Annotated in this window: 11 protein-coding genes; 10 read left to right on the top strand and 1 reads right to left on the bottom strand. The window is 53.5% G+C overall.

Annotation, left to right across the window (positions count from 1 at the left end; translation table 11 throughout):
- Positions 1 to 44 precede the first annotated feature (44 nt).
- The 5 genes from PHC90_08245 (at position 45) to PHC90_08225 (ending at position 7,855) form a co-directional block, all read left to right on the top strand.
- The gene (locus tag PHC90_08245; protein ID MDD3846337.1) at positions 45 to 1,406 is read left to right on the top strand and encodes a diguanylate cyclase; all 1,362 of its coding nucleotides are present in this window, start codon (positions 45 to 47) and stop codon (positions 1,404 to 1,406) included.
- A complete protein-coding gene (locus PHC90_08240; protein MDD3846336.1) occupies positions 1,393 to 2,706 on the top strand; it encodes a M20/M25/M40 family metallo-hydrolase in 1,314 nt (437 codons plus the stop codon). Before PHC90_08245 ends, PHC90_08240 begins: the two co-directional genes overlap by 14 nt.
- A gap of 165 nt (positions 2,707 to 2,871) precedes the next feature.
- The gene (gene iorA, locus PHC90_08235) at positions 2,872 to 4,668 is read left to right on the top strand and encodes an indolepyruvate ferredoxin oxidoreductase subunit alpha (GenBank protein ID MDD3846335.1); all 1,797 of its coding nucleotides are present in this window, start codon (positions 2,872 to 2,874) and stop codon (positions 4,666 to 4,668) included.
- A 10-nt stretch (positions 4,669 to 4,678) separates the two neighbouring features.
- Positions 4,679 to 5,272, top strand: coding sequence for an indolepyruvate oxidoreductase subunit beta (locus PHC90_08230; protein MDD3846334.1), 594 nt, complete (start codon positions 4,679 to 4,681; stop codon positions 5,270 to 5,272).
- Positions 5,273 to 5,386: 114 nt separating this feature from the next.
- Positions 5,387 to 7,855 (top strand): pitrilysin family protein, encoded by a 2,469-nt coding sequence (locus PHC90_08225; protein ID MDD3846333.1) that lies wholly within the window; start codon positions 5,387 to 5,389, stop codon positions 7,853 to 7,855.
- A gap of 67 nt (positions 7,856 to 7,922) precedes the next feature.
- On the opposite strand, the gene PHC90_08220 is transcribed toward PHC90_08225, so the two are convergent.
- Positions 7,923 to 9,029: a DegT/DnrJ/EryC1/StrS family aminotransferase gene (locus PHC90_08220; protein MDD3846332.1), complete on the bottom strand. Its 1,107-nt coding sequence runs from the start codon at positions 9,027 to 9,029 to the stop codon at positions 7,923 to 7,925.
- Positions 9,030 to 9,311: 282 nt separating this feature from the next.
- On the opposite strand from PHC90_08220, the gene PHC90_08215 reads away from it, so the two are divergent.
- From PHC90_08215 to yedF, 5 genes are all read left to right on the top strand, one after another.
- Positions 9,312 to 10,598 carry an acetyl-CoA C-acetyltransferase gene (locus tag PHC90_08215; protein MDD3846331.1) on the top strand — a complete coding sequence of 429 codons (1,287 nt, stop codon included), beginning with the start codon at positions 9,312 to 9,314 and terminating at the stop codon, positions 10,596 to 10,598.
- The gene (locus PHC90_08210) at positions 10,598 to 11,380 is read left to right on the top strand and encodes an enoyl-CoA hydratase-related protein (GenBank protein MDD3846330.1); all 783 of its coding nucleotides are present in this window, start codon (positions 10,598 to 10,600) and stop codon (positions 11,378 to 11,380) included. The genes PHC90_08215 and PHC90_08210 overlap by 1 nt, the downstream gene beginning before the upstream one ends.
- 19 nt (positions 11,381 to 11,399) lie before the next feature.
- Positions 11,400 to 12,197, top strand: coding sequence for an electron transfer flavoprotein subunit beta/FixA family protein (locus PHC90_08205; GenBank protein MDD3846329.1), 798 nt, complete (start codon positions 11,400 to 11,402; stop codon positions 12,195 to 12,197).
- 20 nt (positions 12,198 to 12,217) lie between these two features.
- Entirely contained in the window at positions 12,218 to 13,204 is a 987-nt protein-coding gene (locus tag PHC90_08200; protein MDD3846328.1) for an electron transfer flavoprotein subunit alpha/FixB family protein, read from the top strand.
- A gap of 149 nt (positions 13,205 to 13,353) precedes the next feature.
- Positions 13,354 to 13,929: a sulfurtransferase-like selenium metabolism protein YedF gene (gene yedF, locus PHC90_08195; protein ID MDD3846327.1), complete on the top strand. Its 576-nt coding sequence runs from the start codon at positions 13,354 to 13,356 to the stop codon at positions 13,927 to 13,929.
- The last annotated feature ends 9 nt before the right edge of the window (positions 13,930 to 13,938 follow it).

Here is a 13,938-nt window from a genome sequence, read left to right as displayed (position 1 = left end):
TATCGGACCAGGGGTGGGCGACCGGGCCAGAGTGCCGGCTAAGAATGTCTCCTGAAAAGCGTTTATTCATCATCGATGACGAAGTTACTCTGCTGGCTGTCCTGCGAGAGTTCCTGCAGCAGTTCGGTCTTACGGTCTTTGCATACGAGACGATGCCCGACCTTCCAAAAGAGTTGAGGGACAAGAAGCCTCACGCTGTTCTTTGCGACATTGTCCTGCCCGGCATCTCGGGAATAGAGATCCTTAAGGAGATCAAGAAGATCGACCGCCGTATACCGGTCATAATGATGACCGGTTATGCCGACGAAGGGGAGAGGCTGGAATCATTGAGCAACGGGGCCTATGCCCTGCTGACCAAGCCCTTCAAGAGCTTCGAGGAACTTTTTCACATTGTCAACAACAGTATGGACCACTACAGAGAGGTGCTCAGGACCGAGGAGCTGACAGCCCAGGTCGAGGAGCGCTTTCGGCGGGAAAAGGTTAACATCCTCGAACTCGAATTCCTCAAGAGCCTTCACCACATGATCGGTGAGACCGAGGATCCCGCCTTTCTTTTGAGGAATGCCTATAAGCTGCTTAAAGGCTTTCTCGACTTTGAGTTCTTCGGGACAATGCTGATGGGCGGGCAGGAGGCGGACATCCATATCCTGCCCGAGTCCGAGCGTGCCCCGGAGCTTCAGCGCTTCATGGTTTCCGTGCTTGCCGGATGGGGTAATAATGAATCCCGGACTGACTCAGGCGGCACAGCGTCGGTGCTTTCGGAGCTCAAGACCACCAATCGTCTATACGGATACGCCGCACTATACAGACCGGAGCCGTTCAATGAAGAGGAAAGGTCGATATTCACCCGTTTTTGTTCACATATTGCCCTTACCCTTGAGAAGATCAGCCTCTTTGCAGAGATCAGGACCCTCTCGCGGCATGACGGCTTGACCGGCGTTTTCAACCATGGGTGCATAGTGGGTGAGCTTGCGACGGAGATCGAGCGCTCAAGGCGGTATGAGTACCCTTTTTCTGTCCTTCTCCTCGATGTGGACGATTTCAAACTTGTAAACGACAGGTACGGGCATCTCGCCGGTGACCAGGTTTTGAAGAACATATCGCGGATCGTGAAGGAGAACCTGAGAAGCATAGACAAGGTCGGAAGGTATGGCGGAGAGGAATTTCTTGTCATACTTCCCGAAACGAGCTCCGAAAAGGCCATGGTAGTTGCGGAGCGCCTCAGGCGCGCCATCGGCGACAGCTTCGTGGAGGCCGAGAACCATCAGGTCTATGCCACGGTCAGCGGGGGATTGGCGTCCTATACCCCCGGCAGGCAGTATAAGGAACTCATCAAGGAGGCCGACGACAACCTCTATCGCGCAAAAGAGGAGGGAAAGAACAGGATACATTATGAACACCCTTGACAATGCTGTTTCACTCATAAGAGATTTTCTGCGAATAGACACGACGAACCCCCCGGGAAATGAGGAGTCTGCGGCCCTCTTCCTCGAGGACATCCTTAAACGCGAAGGATTGGGTGCCGAGATATATGCGGGTGCGCCGAAACGGGCGAACATCATCTCCCGGATAAGGGGAGCGAAAAGGGGCAAACCCGTCATTCTCCTCGGCCACATCGATGTGGTTCCTGCCAGGGAGGAAGAATGGACGGCCCATCCCTTCGGCGGCGAGGTAAGGGACGGGTACGTTTACGGCAGGGGAGCGATCGACATGAAGGCCCAGGTGATATGCCAGCTCCTTGCCTTCATAGATCTCGCGCACAGGGGCGTCGTCCCCAAAAGAGACGTTATCTTTCTCGCCACCTGTGACGAAGAGGTCGGGGGTGCCAATGGGATGGAATTCATGCTCAACAGGATGCCGGAGCTTAAGGACGCGTCGTTCGTACTCAGTGAGGGGGGGTGCCTCATCGAGGAGGATGGGCTCGTGCATGCCCAGGTGTCGGTGACGGAAAAGAAGCTGAGCCAGTTCATCGTGAAGGCACAGGGCAGGGGCGGACATGGATCGATGCCCCACGGGGACAATGCCAACGAGAAGGTCGTTGAGGCCGCGCACAGGATACTCTCCCACAAGTGGCCTCTCAAGATGACGCCGGTGACATCTGCATATCTTGACGGCGTGCTGGGAGGCAGGAGGATCGGCGGCGCAAAATTCCCTCCCTTGAAGGAGGCCCTGAGGATACCGAAATGGAAAAGGTTCCTCGAAGGTAATGAGATCTATAACGCGATATTGAGGAACACTGTGACGGTGACGATACTCAAGGGTGGCGAAAAGGTCAACGTCATACCGGCCCAGTCCTCGGTATACTTCGACTCCAGGCTTCTCCCCACGGAGACCCATGAGAGGTTCTTCAGGAAGGTGCGGCAGCTTGCCGGGAAAGATGTCGAAATAGAGCGCATAGGGGAAAAGATAAGCGAGCCCGGGCCTTCTCGGTACAACACGGTCTATTTTCAGGGCATTGAGAACTGCGTCGTCTCCTTGAAGGGGAGTATCCCGGTACTTCCGTTCGTGACAACGGGGGCGACGGATCTCAGGTACTTCAGGGACCTCGGCGTCCCCTCCTATGGTTTCTTCCCGATCACGCTTACAAAAGAAGAACATATGAGAATGCACGGAAAGGATGAGAGGATATCCCTTAAGAATATAGAGGAAGGGCTGGAGGGTTGCCGCCGTATCGTGGATTTCCTGGCATCCGAGCGTATTCCATAACGATATTTCTTGACAAAGAATGGTTAATCTGTTGAAAATAATGCGTGAATTCATTAACAAGCCTTAGTAAAAATATAAAAAAAATTTGTGTTCTGAAGGAGGTGAAGCAATTAATCACTCAAAATCCAGGCGATATGCCATTATGGGGGTAGTATGAAAGAAATAATGCAAGGAAACGCAGCAATTGCAAGAGGTGCCTGGGAAGCTGGTGTGAAAGTCGCTGCCGCATATCCCGGAACACCGAGCAGTGAGATCCTCAAAGACGTTGCCGACAATTACCCGGAGATCTATGCTGAATGGTCACCCAATGAAATGGTGGCGGTTCAGGTAGCCAGCGGTGCAGCGATTGCCGGCACAAGAGCTATGGCATCCATGAAACACGTCGGCATGAACGTGGCGTCCGACTCCTTGATGACCCTTGCCTATACAGGCATCAAGGGCGGCCTCATGATCGTCGTTGCCGATGACCCCAACGTCCACAGCTCTCAGAACGAGCAGGACAGCAGGAACTGGGCCCGTTTTGGAAAAGTGCCCATGATCGAACCAGGCGATGCGCAGGAATGTTATGATTTTACGAAGGCGGCCTTCGACATCAGTGAAAAGTTTGACACCCCGGTGCTCCTGAGAACGGTGACCAGGATTGCTCACGCTGATTCACTGGTCCAGACGGGCAAAAGGGTAGAATCGAAGATGCCCCTTGGCCTCGACCCGAAAGAAGCCACAAAGTACGTTATGGTCCCCGCCAACGTTCGCCCGAGAAGGAAGATCATCGAAGAACGTATGAGAAAACTGGAAGCCTTCGCGGACAAGACCAAGCTGAACAAGATGGAGATCAACAGCAAGAGCGTCGGTATCATCGCAAGCGGCGCCGCCTACATGTACGCAAAGGAAGTTTTTCCCGAATATTCTTTTCTGAAGCTCGGCATGGTTTGGCCGCTTCCGAAAAAGATGATTGCCGACTTCTTCAAGCAGGTGAAGAAGGTCATGGTCATCGAAGAACTCGACCCCTTCTTTGAAACAGAGATCAGGGCGATGGGCTATAAACTCTTCCACGGCAAGGACATCATCCCCAACATGTACGAACTTTCACCCGAGATCGTCGAGCAGGCGATAAAGGGCAAGGCCTACAAGGCCCCCAAGGTCAGGGTAAAACCGGAGGATCTTCCGAGAAGACCGCCCAACCTTTGTGCCGGCTGCTCCCACAGGCCGTTGTTCTATGCACTGAAGAAACTCGGCGCCTTCGTATTCGGCGATATCGGCTGCTATACACTGGCAGTCGCCCCGCCGATCTCCGCCCTCCATACGACGATCTGTATGGGTTCCGGCGGCGGCATGGTGCATGGCGCCATGAAGGCAATGGGCAAGGAAGCTCTCGGAAAGATGTGCGCCGTCCTCGGCGACTCCACATTCCTCCATTCCGGGATCGCACCGCTCATGAACGCCGGCTACAATAAGGGGAGTTCGACCACGATCGTTCTTGACAACAGGATCACCGGTATGACCGGTCACCAGGAACACGCAGGGACGGGTTTTACGGTCCGCGGCGAACTGGCGAACCAGGTCGACTATGCGGAAATAGGCAAGGCCGTGGGCATCAAGAACATCCGCTACGTCGATCCTTACAATATCAAAGAGACAATGGAAATAGTCAAGGAAGAGCTGAACAGGGATGAAGCATCTCTCATCCTCTGCAAGGACAGCCCCTGTATGCTTCTTCGCAGGGCGAAACCTCTGAGCAAGTTCAAGAATCCTCTTTACGTCATCAACATGGACAAGTGCCGCGGCTGCAAGATGTGTCTCGAGATCAACTGCCCCGCCATAAGCTGGAGAGAAGGCGCGGGCCAGACGAAAGACGGGCAGAAGAGGAAAGGCACGGTCTATATCAACCCCGATCAGTGTGTTGGATGCGAGGTATGTGTACAGGTATGTAAATTCGACGCCATAGAACCGGCTAAGAAGTGAGGAGGCAGATATGAAAAAAGATGAGAAGACTACAAACATATTTCTTTCCGGTGTAGGCGGGCAGGGTGCCATTCTTGCGAGCAACATTCTCGGCGAGGTTTTTATCAGGGCCGGATATGATGTCAAGAAAGCGGAAGTTCACGGTATGGCCCAGAGGGGCGGTGACGTCACGACCCATTTCCGTTTTGGTAAGAAGGTCCATTCGCCGATCATCAAATACGGCGATGTGGACTATCTCCTTTCCTTCGAGCTGCTCGAGGCCCTTCGCTACATCAACTGGGTAAAACCGGACGGCAAGATCATCATCAACACCCAGGAGATCCTTCCCCCGTCGGTAAGCCTGGGCCAGATGGCATACCCGACGGGTGTTGAGGCAACATTCAAGAAATATTTCAAGGAAAACGTGCATGTAATAGATGGCCTCGGGATTGCGAAGGAACTCGGCAATCTTCAGGCACAGAATGTTGTTCTCGTCGGGGCGTTCTCCAATTTCTTTCCGAAGATCAAGGAAGTCTACTTCATCGATGCGATCAAGAAGCTCCTCGCACCGAAGCTCCACGATCTCAACGTCAAGGCATTCCAGACAGGAAGAAAGGCCCTGTAATACATGGCCTTTAGGTTTAAACGTTTCAGACAGGAAGAAAGGCCCTCTCGGGGGCCTTTCTTATTCCTGTTGTTTTTCGTGATAATTTTCCTATTTCCAGGAAGGATGGCGGCAATGGAAGTCCACTCTCTTAAGAACGGTCTCAATTACATTTTCGAGGAGCGCAAGAATACCGGTGTCGTCGCTGTCCAGGTCTGGGTGAATGTGGGCAGTAAGGATGAAGAAGACCGGGTTGCGGGCATAACTCATTTCATCGAACACCTCATATTTAAAGGAACGCAGAAGCTCAAAGGCAATGCATTGGCTTCCAGGATCGAGGCCATGGGAGGGAGCGTCAATGCCTTTACCTCCTTCGACAACACGGTCTATCATATCATCGTCCCCTCCCGGGCCTTTCGTGAGGGTTTTGAACTTCTCATGGAATCCGTCAAGAACCCGGCTTTTCCCGAAGAGGAGATTGCCAAGGAGCGCAAGGTCATCCTCGAAGAGATAAAAATGGGAGAGGACGATCCCCAGCGCAAGCTCTTCAAGGAACTGTTCTCACTGAGCTATCACGGCCAAGCCTACGGCAAACCGGTCATCGGCTTCACCAATACCGTTGAGAAGATCTCAAGACAGGACATCGTCGAATACTTTCGGTCTCACTATGTTCCTTCCAATCACACTGTCGTCATAACAGGGGACTTTGACAAGACCATGGCGCATAAGCTGATGGCCGAATACCTGTCCCGGGATCCGGCAGTCGCGCCGCCGCCCGAACGGCATATCGTGAAGGGCGCCTCGAACGGAGAGAAGCAGAAGGTCCTCGAGAGGGAGTTGCGCGAAAAGTATATTGCCCTTGCCTATACCATCCCGAGGAGGACAAGTCCTGATGTCCCGGCCCTCGATGTGCTGGGGGTTATCCTGGGGGACGGCGAGAGTTCCAGGCTCCAGGAGGTCCTTAAGAACAGGAAGGGTGTTGTGAACGGGATTGCCACATATGTGTTCACTCCTAAAGAAGAGGGGCTCTTCGTCGTTTATGCCAACTATTCGGGTGACGACAGGGACAGGGTGCTGCGGGAGATAGACGGGGAGATAAAAAGATTACAAAAGGAACGGATAGAAGACTGGGAGCTCACCAAGGCAAAGAACATGCTCAAGGCGTACTATGTGTACGATGCGGAAACTGCCCAGGGAAGGGCCCGCGAAATAGGGGATTCGAAGACGATGACAGGTGATCCCCATTTTATAGAGAAGTACCTCAAGGATGTCGACGGCGTCACGGCGGATGACGTTCGGGAGATGGCGGGCAAATACCTGCAATCGAAGGATAGACGCACTGTAGTCATGGGACCGAAGAGCATGGTTAAAAACCCCTACCGAAAGACCCTGGAAAATGGTGTGACATGCCTCGTGAACAAGAACGTGTCATCTCCGACGTTCTCATTCAGGATAGGTTTCATAGGAGGCGTCAAGGCCGAAGAACCGGGAAAGAACGGTGAGTTCAACGTTCTTGCGCGGATGCTCCTGAAAGGGACGAAGAAGAAGAGTGCTTCAGAGATAGCCAGAGAGATCGATCTGCTTGCCGGTGTGCTGGCACCCTACAATGGACGAAATCTTTTCGGCCTTTCCGGCAGGTTCCTGAGCAAGGATGTAAAACAGGTCCTCAGACTCCTCAAAGAGCTCCTCATGGAAACCTCCATGCCGGACGGGGAACTCGTGCGGGTAAAAAGAGAGGTGTTGTCAGAGATACGCCAGAGGGATGACGATCCGGTGACCTTCACTTTCTTACGGTTCAACGAGACCCTGTTTGCGGACCATCCTTACAGCCGCGACCCCATGGGCAGCGAGAAGGATGTCGAAGCCCTGTCGCTTCAGGACATCGACGGCGCATACCGGCAGTTCGTCACACCGCGGGGTGCTGTTTTTGCCTTCTCAGGCGATATCGACGAAAAGGAGTTCTTCCCGTTCTTTGAGGAACTCTTCCGCGGCTGGAAGGGCAAGAAGAACGAACTTCGCAAAGCATACGTCAGACGTTTCAGCAAAGAGCTGACTGTTGAAAAGGGTATTCAGCAGACACACATGGTATTCGGTTTTACCGGTCCGGGGCTGACGGACAAGGATCGCTATGCAGCCGAGGTCCTCGATGCAGTCCTCAGCGGCATGGGTGGCAGGATACACAGGGTGCTCAGGGAGGAGAACCCCTATGCATATGCGGTCACCTTCTTCAACCAGATGGCCTATGAGACGGGCGCGATGGGCATCTATATAGGAACGAGCGAGGCCTTTGTGGAGGATGTCATTCGCATAACGCGCGAAGAGATAGAGAGGATCCGTGAGAAGGGCTTCTCAGAGAAAGAGGTGCAGGACGGAAAGAACTACCTGATCGGTAACCATTACATCAGGACACAGTCGAACAGCGCCATCACGTCTTCAATGTGCTTCGATACCCTCTACGGCCTCGATCCGGGTATGTTCAAGACCTGGCCTTCATTGATCGAGAAGGTGACTAGGGAGGATGTGGACCGGGTAGCTCGGAAATACCTTAACCTGGATTCCATGGTCAGGCTGGTGGTAGGAAACGCAAAAGATAATGACCAATAGCTAAATCACAATTCCTGAACAAGACCATAAAGATGCCGAAGAGCTTCTTCGCGCATTATCTATAATGTTATTTATCAAAGAATGACCGTATGCTTTCGATTATATAATCTTTTTCCTTCTTCTTTAGTTCAGGGAAAACAGGAATGGCAAGACTTGTTTTCGCCGCCCTTTCAGCGACGGGAAAGTCGCCCTCTTTGACGCCCAGGTATGAGAAACAGGGTTGCATATGAAGAGGCAGGGGATAGTAGATGCCCGTTATTATCCCTCTTTCCCTAAGATGGAGCTGGAGGGCATCGCGCCTGTCTGTTCGGACCACATAGTGATGGAAGATGTGGGACGTTTCGTCATCGATAGTGGGAAGGGTGAGGGGAAGGTTCCTCATATGCATGTTGTAGTAGCCGGCGGTCTCCAGCCGCGTCTTGTTCCAGGAGGCGAGTTTCGTGAACTTTACGGAGAGGGCAAGCGCCTTGATCTCGTCGAGACGGCTGTTGAATCCGATCATTTCGTGAATGTATTGTTTCTCCCCCATCCCGTGCACGCGAAGCTTGCGTGTTTTGTCACCAAGGTCGGAACGCCGGGTCAAGACCATGCCGCCCTCGCCGATGCCTCCGAGATTCTTTGTGGGGTAGAAACTGGTGGCTGCAATATCGCCGAATGTGCCTGCGGCAAGGCCGCCCCGGCGGGCGCCAAGCGCCTGCGCCATGTCCTCAATAACGGGGATCCCCCGTTTTCCGGCGATGGAGAGGATTCTTTTCATGTCGCAAATCTTTCCAAAGAGATGGACGACGAGAATGGCTTTTGTTTTCGGAGTAATGGCCTGCTCGATCAGGGACGGGTCGATGTTCATATCGCTTTCCTGTATGTCGGCAAAGACAGGCCGGGCGCCCACAAGCGCAATGGAACTTGCCGTTGAAAAGAAGGTGTAGGGCGTGGTGACGACCTCGTCCCCGTGGCCGATGCCGAGGGCCATGAGAGAAAGGATGAGCGCGTCGGTGCCGTTGGCGCAGGAAACGGCATGGGCCGCCCCCGTCATGGAGGATATCTGTTCCTCAAGTTTCAGACAATACTGACCGAGGATCAGTTTCTGGTCGTCGAGCGTTTCCCGTATGCCCCTGAGAATGTCTTTCTTGACACCCTTGAACTGGGCCTTCAGGTTGATTGGGGGGATGTTCATATATACGGCATCCTTTCGCTGATTGATTTGATTTTCTGAGATTCGGATTATGTTAACACATTAATTCCCGGCAACTCAACATTTCATTGCTTTTGAGGTGATGGACGCGCCCGCCTGTCTTTGCCGTATCCTTACGTCCAGCCGCAGTGTAGAGGCCGGTCATGAGTGCCTGGAAAGGGCGGGCGCTAACGCCCTCCCAGTCATTAAAATCGTTGACAAATATCCGGAATTGCGATAAAAAGGTTGTGAAATTTTTTTCAACTGAAATGAAAGGAGACCTGTATGAAAGAAGCTGTTATTGTTTCGTGCGCCAGAACTGCAATCGGCCAGTTCGGACAGTCACTGAAGGATGTGCCCGTTGTCACGCTGGGTGGAACAGCGATCAAGGAAGCCATCAAGAGGGCGGGGATCAGGCCTTCGAAGAACAAGGACAAGGAATTTGCCCCTGCCATCTTCGAAGGAAAGACGGACACCGAACTTGAAGCAAAGTACTATGATTACGACAGCAGTCTCAAAGAGGTCGTGATCGACGAAGTTATCATGGGTAATGTTCTTCAGGCGGGACTCGGTCAGAACTCGGGGCGTCAGGCCAGCATTCACGGCGGCGTGCCGAAGGAAACAGCTGCTTATACCATTAATAAGGTATGTTCATCAGGATTAAGGGCGATCATTAACGCCAACCAGTCGATTATGGTCGGAGACAGCGAAGTTGTTGTGGCAGGCGGCATGGAGAATATGAGCCAGGCTCCCTTCACGCTTCCCGGACTGAGGTGGGGGGCGCGCATGTTCGATACGAAAGCCGTCGACCTTATGGTCCTCGACGGTGTGTGGGAAATCTTCTATGGCTACCACATGGGATTCACCGCGGAGAATATCGCAGAAAAATACGGCATCTCCAGGGAAGAGCAGGACAAGTTCGGTCTCTTGAGCCACCAGAGGGCAAGGGCAGCGATAAAGGCGGGTTATTTCAAGAATGAGATCGTTCCCGTGGCCATCCCCCAGAGAAAGGGCAACCCCATTATTTTCGACACCGACGAAAGACCGATGGATACGACCCTTGAGAAGATGCTGTCCCTGGCACCGGCTTTCAAGAAGAATGGCGGAACCGTGACCGCAGGCAACGCCTCCGGTTTGAATGACGCCGCGTCCGCCGTCGTCATGATGTCGCGGGATAAGGCGAAGGAACTCGGCATAAAACCCATGGGCAGGGTGATCTCCTGGGCCAACGGCGGCCTCGACCCGGCGTACATGGGCCTGGGTCCCATCCCCGCCATCAAGAAGGCCCTCAAGAAGGCCAACCTGACGATTGACCAGATCGACTGCATCGAGCTCAACGAAGCGTTTGCTTCGCAGTCCATCGGCTGTATCAGGGAACTGGGCATCAATATGGATAAATGCAATATGTTCGGCGGCGGCATCTCCCTCGGGCATCCCATCGGCTGCACCGGCGCCCGCCTTGTTACCACCGCTCTGTACCAGATGAAACGGTTGGGGCTCAAGTATGGTCTCGTATCAATGTGCATCGGCGGCGGTATGGGTCTCGCCGCGGTAATCGAATGCGAGGCGTGATGATGGAATTTAAAAACCTTATCGTCGAAAAGAAGGACGGTATCGCGATATTGAAGTTCAACAGGCCCAAGGCTCTGAACGCACTCAATTCAGAGACGCTTGTGGAACTGAAGGCGGCAGGCAAGGCCCTGAACGCGGACAGCGAGGTCAGGGTCGTCGTAGTGACCGGCGAAGGCAAGGCCTTCGTGGCAGGGGCCGACATCCTCGAGATGAAGGACCTGACCGCTCTGGAAGGCATGGAGTTCTCTGCAAGAGGGCACGAGGCATTCGCCACTCTGGAGAACATGAACAAGCCGGTGATAGCCGCGGTTAATGGATTCGCCCTGGGAGGCGGATTTGAGGTGGCCCTCGCCTGTGATATTATCTATGCTTCGGATAAGGCAAAGGTGGGCTTCCCCGAGACGACCCTCGGAATACACCCTGGATTTGGGGGAACGCAGCGGACAGCAAAGCTCGTCGGCCTTGCAAAGGCGAAAGAACTGATCTTTACGGGCAAAACCATTGGCGCGGCGGAGGCCTACGAGATGGGCCTTCTCAATAAAGTGGTGGCCGATGATCAGCTAATGACCGAGGTCATGGCGCTTGCCGCCAAAATAGGTGCAAACGGCCCATTTGCGGTAAGATTGGCCAAGGAATGTGTCAACAAGAGCCTTTCCCTCGACAACAAAGAAGGTCTCACCCTCGAAGCGAAGGACTTCGGGCTTTGTTTCGCTACGAAGGACCAGAAAGAGGGTATGACAGCATTCGTGGAAAAAAGAAAAGCCACCTTTACGGGTGAATAAAACATATAAGGAGGACACTGTGAAGATAGCGGTTTGTTTGAAACAGGTTCCTGATACCGAAGCAGAGATCAAATGGGATATCCCGAAGGGGACCCTGAGCAGGGACGGAATGGATTCCATCACGAACCCCTTCGATGAATTCGCGCTTGAAGAAGCACTGCTTACGAAGGAAAACTATGATGGCGAGATCGTGGCCATTTCCATGGGCCCCGAGGGTGCAACCGACGTGTTGCGGAACGCCCTTGCATTGACGGTCGATCAGGTCGCCCTGTGCACCGATGGTGCTTTCGCTGGCTCCGACACATACTCGACGGCATATGTCCTTGCAGCGGCCATCAAGAAAGTGGGTGACGTGGATGTTGTCTTCGCAGGCAAACAGTCCACTGATGGCAATACCGGTGTTGTCGCGGCAGAACTGGCCGCAATTCTTGGTTTCAGCCCGCTTACATACGTTTCAAAGGTCCGTTCGGTCGATGCGGCAGGCAAGAAGATCGTTGTTGAGAGGGCCATCGAGGGCGGTACCGAAGTTATCGAAGCAAAGCTTCCGGCTGTTGTCTCCGTCATCAAGGGAATCAATGAGCCCCGGCTTCCCAACCTTATGGGGATCAGGAAAGCATCCAAGATCGAGATCCCGCAGTGGAGCGCGGGCGACCTCGGCGTGGACGCCGGCAAGGTGGGTGCCGCAGGCGCCAGCACAAAAGTGGTCGAGATTGCTGTACCGCCTCCCCGCGGCGCAGGCGAGATCCTCAAAGGCGAGATCGAAGAGATTGCCAACACGATCACCGACAAGCTCATTGACTTGAAAGTTATAAAATAACTTGGAGGAGGGAAAAAACAATGGCTAACGATGTATGGGTTTATATAGAACATAAAGACGGTGCCGTTGCACCGATGTCTTTTGAGCTTCTTGGCATAGGCAAGCAGCTGGCCGACACTTTCGGCTCCAGTGTTTGCGCCTTCGTCATCGGCGACAAGGTCGACGACCTGGCAAAAGAGGCAGGGGCCTATGGCGCGGCCAAGGTCTACGCCGTGGAAGGTGATGTTTTCAAAGGCTTCAGGGGCGAGGCATATGCGAAGGCGGCGGCTTTCCTCCTCGACAAGTACAAACCTGAACTGGCTCTCTTCAGGGCAACGAGCATGGGTACCGACGTCGCCGCGGCAGCGGCAGCGCAGCTCGGTTTCGGTCTGTGCACCGACACCATCGGGCTCGCAGTGGACGGCGGGAAGGCCAAGATGACGCGCGCGGCATTCGGCGGCAACTATTCAGTATCGGTTGTCAATGAAAAGGCAGCACCCCAGATCGCCACGGTAAGGCCGAAGGCCTTCGCAATGGGCGAAAAGGATGCATCCAAGAGCGCAGAAGTCGTAAAAGAATCCTTTGCGCTTGCCGATGCCGATCTTGCAACCAAGGTCGTTGAGTTCATTCAATCAGCAACAGCCGTCAACCTCGTCGAAGCTGACATCATCGTTTCCGGCGGCCGTGGCCTGGGAAACGACGCGGGTTTTACCATGCTGCAGGAACTGGCTGACCTCCTCGGCGGAGCAGTTGGTGCATCACGTGCAGCTGTCGACTCCGAATGGATCCCTTACGAGCATCAGGTTGGACAGACGGGCAAGACGGTGAAGCCGAAGATCTACATAGCATGCGGCATCTCCGGCGCCATTCAGCACCTCGCCGGTATGAGAACCTCCGATTGTATTGTTGCCATCAATAAAGACCCCGATGCCCCGATCTTCAAGGCGGCATCGTTTGGCATCATAGGCGACTACAAAGAGATCGTTCCCAAGATTATAGAGAAGTTTAAGAGCAAACTGAGCAGATAAGGCCGAAGGGAGGGCGAAAGCCCTCCCTTTTTTGTTTCAAGTTTCAGGTCAGAACAACGCAAGCCTTGAAGCCTTTCTCCTATTAGTCTTCGGTTTTTCATGCCTTTTATTCATTTGCCCTGAGGGCGCTTTTTTATTAGAATAGCGCTATGGAAAAACTTGATTTGAAAGGAAAGACCTGCCCGGTGCCTGTGATCGAGACAAAGAAATTTCTCGAGGGCCGGCGGGTAAGCGAAATTGAGGTTATTGTCGATGATCCCACTGCCAGCGAGAATGTGCGGCGCTTCCTTGGATCCAGGGGCTATTCGACAACGGTGGTGCAGGAAGACGATGTCTACCGGGTTGAAGGCTGTCTGGAGGAAGGTTTCATCACAGACCAGACGACTGCAAAGAGATCACTGGTCTTTGTTGACGGTGAGACCATGGGAAGAGGCGACGATGATCTGGGGAAGGTCTTGATGAGATCGTTCCTGAACACCCTTAAAGAACTGGAGGTCCGCCCATGGAGGATCATATTCCTGAACACAGGGGTCAGGCTCGTCACGTCGGATTCAGAATTCATAGGGATTCTGAAGGACATCGCGGATCTGAGCATCGAGATCATTTCATGCGGCACCTGCCTCGATTACTTCCATCTCAAGGATAAGGTTGCGGTGGGAAGGGTAAGCAACATGTTCGAGATCCTGACCTCATTCAACGAAGCCACGAACGTGATCAGGCCTTAGCTGGCGTGT

It is taken from the genome of Syntrophorhabdaceae bacterium, assembly GCA_028698615.1.
Taxonomy (GTDB): Bacteria; Desulfobacterota; Syntrophorhabdia; order Syntrophorhabdales; family Syntrophorhabdaceae; genus Delta-02.
The sequence above is the reverse complement of the archived record's forward strand: the minus strand, read 5'-3'. Positions and strand labels throughout refer to the sequence as shown.

Bases quoted from the DNA above. Each gene is read 5' to 3' on its own strand.
- PHC90_08210 (MDD3846330.1), top strand. From the start codon at position 10,598: ATGATGGAATTTAAAAACCTTATCGTCGAAAAGAAGGACGGTATCGCG.
- PHC90_08215 (MDD3846331.1), top strand. From the start codon at position 9,312: ATGAAAGAAGCTGTTATTGTTTCGTGCGCCAGAACTGCAATCGGCCAG.
- PHC90_08200 (MDD3846328.1), top strand. From the start codon at position 12,218: ATGGCTAACGATGTATGGGTTTATATAGAACATAAAGACGGTGCCGTT.
- iorA (MDD3846335.1), top strand. From the start codon at position 2,872: ATGCAAGGAAACGCAGCAATTGCAAGAGGTGCCTGGGAAGCTGGTGTG.
- PHC90_08240 (MDD3846336.1), top strand. From the start codon at position 1,393: ATGAACACCCTTGACAATGCTGTTTCACTCATAAGAGATTTTCTGCGA.
- PHC90_08245 (MDD3846337.1), top strand. From the start codon at position 45: ATGTCTCCTGAAAAGCGTTTATTCATCATCGATGACGAAGTTACTCTG.
- yedF (MDD3846327.1), top strand. From the start codon at position 13,354: ATGGAAAAACTTGATTTGAAAGGAAAGACCTGCCCGGTGCCTGTGATC.
- PHC90_08225 (MDD3846333.1), top strand. From the start codon at position 5,387: ATGGAAGTCCACTCTCTTAAGAACGGTCTCAATTACATTTTCGAGGAG.
- PHC90_08220 (MDD3846332.1), bottom strand. From the start codon at position 9,029: ATGAACATCCCCCCAATCAACCTGAAGGCCCAGTTCAAGGGTGTCAAG.
- PHC90_08230 (MDD3846334.1), top strand. From the start codon at position 4,679: ATGAAAAAAGATGAGAAGACTACAAACATATTTCTTTCCGGTGTAGGC.